This is a genomic window from Agrobacterium sp. 22-223-1, from assembly GCF_053522385.1.
Genome location: NZ_JBNWCN010000006.1, coordinates 374,755 through 380,938, shown reverse-complemented (window position 1 = coordinate 380,938; position 6,184 = coordinate 374,755). Strand labels below are relative to the sequence as shown.

The following is a 6,184-nucleotide window of genomic DNA, read 5'->3' as shown; positions in this document are numbered from 1 at the left end:
ACCGTCAAAAAACTGACATTTTTATCAAAATATTGATTTTATTAGGTAGTTTCGCGTTTTTAACGGGAACCGGAGAAAAAGGCGGAATCTTCCGACGTTTCGCCACACGCCCAATGCCCTACCCTCCGGTCCTGACTGTAAATAGCGAGCAAGGAACCGCAACTTTGACGACGGAGCATTTGCCTGCTCCTTACATACGGCTGTCAAAGTGCGGGACCGTGCATTAGAAACGGCATATGAGACGCTTAAACATCACCCCAGATGCCGCAGGCCTGTTTGCATGACCAGAATGCCCGTACCTAAAAAGACCGAGTTGCCCGAACTTCCCGTTAGTGCCGTTCTCGGCGATATCGCCGAGGCTCTGGCCGGGGCGAAGCGCGCAGTTCTTTCTGCGCCACCGGGCGCGGGTAAAACGACGCTCGTGCCGCTTCATCTTTTGCAGCAGGACTGGCGGGGTGACGGCAAGATCATTCTTCTCGAGCCCCGCCGGCTTGCCGCCCGTGCCGCAGCCGGGCGCATGGCCGAGCTGCTTCACGAGGATGTCGGGCAAACCGTCGGCTATCGTATGCGGCTCGACAATCGCGTCTCCTCGAAAACCCGGATAGAAGTGGTGACCGAAGGCGTGTTTGCCCGGATGGTCCTGGACGATCCTGAACTTGCCGGCGTTTCGACGGTGATTTTCGACGAGTTTCACGAACGTTCGCTCGACGGCGATTTCGGACTGGCGCTTGCACTCGACGTGCAGGGTGGGTTGCGGGATGATCTGCGTATCCTCGTCATGTCCGCCACTCTCGATGTCGAACGCATCAGCACGCTGATGGCAGACGCCCCGGTCATTCAGAGCCTTGGGCGGACGTTTCCAATCGACGTTCGTTATGAGGATCGTTGGCAGGGCGTGCCGATTGAAGAGAAAGTCACCAAGGCGATCACTGAGGCCCATGGGTCGGAAACCGGCTCCATCCTCGCCTTTCTACCGGGACAGGCGGAAATTACCCGAACGGCCGCGCGGCTGGAGGGACGTTTTCCCGACGATACGGATATCATCCCGCTTTACGGAAACCTTTCGCAGAAAGAGCAGGATGCAGCGATAAAGCCGGCGCCGGCCGGACGGCGCAAGATCGTGCTGGCCACCTCAATCGCAGAGACCTCGATTACCATCGATGGCGTGCGTGTGGTGATCGACAGCGGATTGCAGCGGCTACCTGTCTTCGAGCCGGCAACTGGAATCACGAGACTGGAGACGGTGCGGGTGTCGCGCGCTTCCGCCGACCAGCGGGCGGGTCGCGCCGGGCGAACGGAACCCGGTGTTGCGATCCGCCTGTGGCATCCGGGGCAGACGGCGGCGCTCAACGCCTTTACGCCACCGCAAATTCTGGCGAGCGATCTTGCCGGCCTTGCGCTCGATCTCGCCCATTGGGGTGTTCAGGATCCCTCTTCTCTTGCCTTTCTGGATATGCCCCCCGAAGCCGCACTGAAAGAATCAGTGGCGCTTCTCAAAAATCTGGGCGCGCTCGACAAAGGCGGAGCGCTGACGCAGCGCGGCCATCTGATGCGCGGCCTTTCATTGCCGCCACGGCTGGCGGCCATGGCGATTGCGGCGGCAAGCGAAGGCGCGGGGAAAAAGGCGGCGATGCTCGCCGTCATGCTGACGGAACAGGGGCTCGGCGGAAACGACATCGATCTCGATGAGCGGTTGCGGCGCTTTCTCTCCGACAGGAGCGAAAGGGCGCAGGCGGCGCGTAAGCTGGCATCGAGGCTGTTCGACGCGATCGGCGACAAGACGGCGGCAACCGAGCTGCCGAGTGAGGCCGGGCCGCTGCTGCTGCATGCCTATCCGGACAGGATCGCGCTTCAGCGTGGCGCGCGGGGACGTTATGTGATGGCCAACGGGCGTGGCGCAGAGCTTGCCGAGACAGAACGGCTGGCGGCGAGCAAAATGCTGGTGGTTGCCGATATTACGGGGCGAGCGGCGCAGCCGCGCATCCTTGCGGCGGCAGGCATAGAGAGGGGCGATGTAGAAGAGCGGATGCCGCACCTCGTCGTTCAGCAGGACCAGCTGCTTTTCGACAAGGCGAGCGGCCAGGCGCGCGCGCGAAAGGTGACGCGGCTTGGCGCCATCATCCTCGATGAGACACCCCTGCCCCGTCCCGAGGGCGAACAGGCGGCACAGGCGCTCGCCAATGGCGTTCGGGAATTCGGCATCGGCATACTTCCTTTTTCGAAAGAGACGCTGCAGTTGCGCGACAGGATCGGCTTTCTGAACGCCAGTATTGGGGAGCCCTGGCCGGATGTCAGCGACGAGGCATTGCTCTCCAAGCTGGACGAATGGTTCGTGCCTTTTCAGAACGGTGCGCGCAGCCTGCAGGACATCCGACCCGGCAGCCTCTCCGAAGGGATCCAGTCTCTGGTGCCGCATGAGGTGGCGCGCGATCTCGCCAAGTTGGCGCCGACGCATTTCGAAGCACCGACGGGACAGCGGCATCCCATTCGTTACGACGCCAGCGAACCGACGCTTTCCATTCGCGTGCAGGAGCTTTTCGGGCTGAGAGCCCACCCGTCCATTGCGCAGGGGCGGTTGCCGCTGCTCCTGGAATTGACCTCGCCAGCGCACAGGCCGATACAGACGACACGCGATCTTCCCGGCTTCTGGGCGGGATCCTGGAAGGATGTGCGGGCGGATATGCGCGGACGTTATCCACGCCATCCATGGCCGGAGGACCCGGCATCGGCCCCGCCGACAAGCCGTGCAAAACCGCGCGGGACGTGATGATGATGAACAGGGCAAAGGAGATGACGGTGGCTGGCCATTCTATCGAAACCACGAGGCTCGGCCGCGCCAGCCGCAGGATAAGGCTGCAGACCATCGTCTGGCTGCGCTGGCTGGCGGTTGCGGGACAGACGGCAACGATCCTGCTTGTCGCTTTCGGGCTCAATTTCCCCCTGCCGCTTCTGGCCTGCGGCCTTCTGATCGCGGCGCTCGCTCTTGCAAATCTGTTTCTCACCGCCCGCTTTCCCTCCACCTATCGGCTGGAGCCCTGGGAAGCGACATTGCTGCTGGCTTTCGACCTGCTGCAATTGACGGCGCTCATCTACATCACCGGCGGACTTTCCAATCCTTTCGCACCGCTGATCTGCGTGCAGGTCATCATCGCCTTTGCCTCCCAGCCGCTGCGGCATTCGCTCATTCTCCTCGGCTTTGCCGTCATCTGCTCGACCGCGATCGCCTTTTCGCCCTTTCCGGTTCCGTGGTATCCCGGCGAGGTTTTGCCGATCCAGCTTCTGCTGCATGTCGGCACCTGGGTCGCCATCATCGCCACGACCTCTTTTGCGGCCTTTTACGCCTATCGCGTTTCGCATGAGGCCAATCAGCTGGCGGATGCGTTGGCTGCAACCGAGCTGGTGCTGGAGCGGGAAAAACATCTCTCGCAGCTGGATGGGCTGGCGGCGGCGGCCGCGCATGAGCTTGGCACACCGCTCGCAACAATCAGCGTCGTTGCGAAGGAGATGGAGCGGGAACTCGGAAACGACGAAAAATTCGGCGAAGATATAGCGCTGCTGCGCAGCCAGAGCGAAAGATGCCGTGACATTCTGCGCCGCCTCACCTCGCTTTCCGCCGACAATGAGGAGCACATGCGCCGCCTGCCGCTCTCCTCGCTGATCGAGGAGGTGATGGCGCCACACCGGGAATTCGGCATCCGCTTCGAACTCGTTGAAAAGAACAATCGCGCCGATGAGCCGGTCGGTATCCGCAATGCCGGCATCATCTACGGTCTTGGCAACCTCATTGAAAACGGCGTGGATTATGCGCGGGAAAAGGTGACCGTGACGGTGGATTACGATCAACAGAACGTCGCCGTCATCATTGAAGACGATGGGCCGGGTTATGCCCATGACGTGCTTGCCCGTATCGGCGAGCCCTATGTGACCGAACGTCACAATGACACCCGGGCGGGCGGGCTCGGACTCGGGCTTTTCATCGCCAAGACCCTGCTGGAGCGCTCCGGCGCCACCGTCACCTTTGAAAATCGCGGCACGAGCGGAACCGGAGCGCGGGTCACAATCGTCTGGCCTCGGGCGCTTATGGACGATAAAAGAAGCCGTTGACTTTACCATCCACGTTGAAGCGGCGATAAGAAGAAGAAAACCAAGCCGACGAAGTTGCCGGAAGGCCGGAAACATGAAGACAGAAGACCAGAACAACTCCACCAGCGCGCCAACGGACGACATCGACCCGATCGGACCCGACAGATCGCTGCTGATCGTCGATGATGACGGCCCGTTTCTGCGCCGGCTTGCCCGGGCAATGGAAACACGCGGCTTTACCGTCGACACCGCCGAGACCGTCAGCGACGGCATTGCCCGCTCCAGGGCTGCACCGCCGAAATATGCGGTTGTCGATCTGAGGCTTGCGGATGGCAACGGTCTGGAAGTCATCGAGGCCATCAGGCAGAACCGGGACGATACGCAGATCGTCGTTCTGACCGGCTACGGTAATATCGCAACCGCCGTTACCGCCGTGAAACTCGGGGCGCTGGACTATCTGGCCAAGCCCGCCGATGCGGACGATGTGTTCAATGCGCTGACGCAGCGCAAGGGCGAAAAGACCGAAGTTCCGGAAAACCCGATGTCGGCAGACCGAGTTCGGTGGGAGCATATTCAGCGTGTCTATGAAATGTGCGAGCGCAACGTTTCGGAAACCGCCCGCCGGCTGAACATGCACCGGCGAACGCTGCAGCGCATTCTCGCCAAGCGCGCCCCCAAATAACCGAAGTCATTCTCCGAAGCTGCGCCCAGTTGTCCATTCAGCCAGCATCAGCCGGGTCGCAGCGGTTCGCGAGAAATCCAGCATCACCGACTTGCGGGTTGCGGGCGGCAATTTATGCTCCGGCGCATCGCGCAGCATATGGGCGCCATATCCATCCGACAGGATCAGCCCGCATTCCTCCGGGAATATGTCGGTCGGCACTTCAGGATGGGTGGCGAAGAACAGCCGGTCGCAATGCAGGCGGTATTCCGGCCATTTGCGATCGACACGGAAATCCTCGATGGAGGATTTGATCTCTATGATCCAGATTTCACCCTTGACCGACAGGCTGATGAGATCTGCCCGTCTCCCGCTTGCAAGCGGCAGTTCGGGCAGCACCGAATGGCGCATTTCGTGCAGAAGCACCTGAACGCCGCGGCGCACCAGCATCGCCTTGTCCGACTGGCGACCGTCTATTAACGGATTATTGTTGGTAACGGAAAGAATAGTCATGGATAAAGGCTGCTGAAGCGTTTGGCCTATTGTTGCAAAAAGGCAATCAACCGGCAATTTTAAATGCCCGACCGTTTCGCGGCGGCGCAACGGCTTGCCAAGAGCGGCTGAATGGAAAATAACCGATTTATCCAATTAAGCCTACTCTTTCGCACAATTTGGCGAATTTTCCGCGAGAACGACATGCGCATCCGTACCCCATTGACCGCACTCGGTCTGACGGCAGCACTGGCTCTGGCCGGCTGCGCCGAAACTACCTCCCAATCCTCCGCTCCGACCTCCGGCAAGATCGCAGCGTCAGTACCGGTTGCTGACCCCGTTCCGGCGAAGGTCGAAACGGTCCAGATCTTCAACGATGTTTACGGTCCGGTGACCGATGCGGGCTATGCGCTGCCGGCCATTCCGATCAATCGTGTGAATGAGAAGTACCGCCGTCAGATCGTCGAATTCCAGACATCCGAACGCGCCGGCACCATCATCGTCAATACGCGTGAGCGTTACCTCTATTATATCCTGTCCGGCAACCGCGCGGTGCGCTACGGCATCGGCGTCGGCAAGGCAGGTTTCGCCTGGGCCGGTGAGGCCTATGTCGCCTGGAAGCAGGAATGGCCGATGTGGCATCCGCCGAAAGAAATGGCGGACCGTAAGCCGGAAGTCGCCAAATATGTCGAGGCCGGCATGGGTCCGGGTCTTACCAACCCGCTCGGCGCGCGCGCCATGTATCTCTTCAATGAAAAGGGACAGGACACGCTGTTCCGCATCCATGGTTCGCCCGAATGGGCCTCGATCGGCACCGCCGCCTCTTCCGGCTGCATTCGCATGATCAACCAGGACGTCATCGACCTTTACAGCCGCGTTCGTCCCGGCCGCAGCACCAAGGTCATCGTGATCCAGTAAAGATCACATACCAGACAAGAAAAAGCCGCC

General features: G+C 60.6%; 6 protein-coding genes. 5 read left to right on the top strand and 1 reads right to left on the bottom strand.

Annotation, left to right across the window (positions count from 1 at the left end; all coding sequences use genetic code 11):
• The 4 genes from ACQZ60_RS22685 to ACQZ60_RS22670 form a co-directional block, all read left to right on the top strand.
• Nucleotides 1-227, top strand: a 227-nt coding sequence (locus tag ACQZ60_RS22685; RefSeq protein WP_448736164.1) for a hypothetical protein, incomplete at its 5' end; no start/stop codon positions are given.
• Nucleotides 228-280: 53 nt separating this feature from the next.
• Complete coding sequence (gene hrpB / locus ACQZ60_RS22680; RefSeq protein ID WP_448736163.1) at nucleotides 281-2,767, top strand: ATP-dependent helicase HrpB; 2,487 nt, start codon at nucleotides 281-283, stop codon at nucleotides 2,765-2,767.
• 29 nt (nucleotides 2,768-2,796) lie between these two features.
• Nucleotides 2,797-4,104: a two-component system sensor histidine kinase ActS gene (gene actS, locus ACQZ60_RS22675; RefSeq protein WP_448736162.1), complete on the top strand. Its 1,308-nt coding sequence runs from the start codon at nucleotides 2,797-2,799 to the stop codon at nucleotides 4,102-4,104.
• Between the two features lie 73 nt (nucleotides 4,105-4,177).
• Nucleotides 4,178-4,765: an ActR/PrrA/RegA family redox response regulator transcription factor gene (locus ACQZ60_RS22670; RefSeq protein ID WP_149741945.1), complete on the top strand. Its 588-nt coding sequence runs from the start codon at nucleotides 4,178-4,180 to the stop codon at nucleotides 4,763-4,765.
• Between the two features lie 6 nt (nucleotides 4,766-4,771).
• Here the strand turns inward: ACQZ60_RS22670 and ACQZ60_RS22665 are convergent, their stop codons facing one another.
• Nucleotides 4,772-5,257, bottom strand: coding sequence for an MmcB family DNA repair protein (locus ACQZ60_RS22665; protein WP_004444350.1), 486 nt, complete (start codon nucleotides 5,255-5,257; stop codon nucleotides 4,772-4,774).
• A gap of 183 nt (nucleotides 5,258-5,440) precedes the next feature.
• On the opposite strand from ACQZ60_RS22665, the gene ACQZ60_RS22660 reads away from it, so the two are divergent.
• Complete coding sequence (locus ACQZ60_RS22660; protein ID WP_003521204.1) at nucleotides 5,441-6,154, top strand: L,D-transpeptidase; 714 nt, start codon at nucleotides 5,441-5,443, stop codon at nucleotides 6,152-6,154.
• Nucleotides 6,155-6,184: the final 30 nt, after the last annotated feature.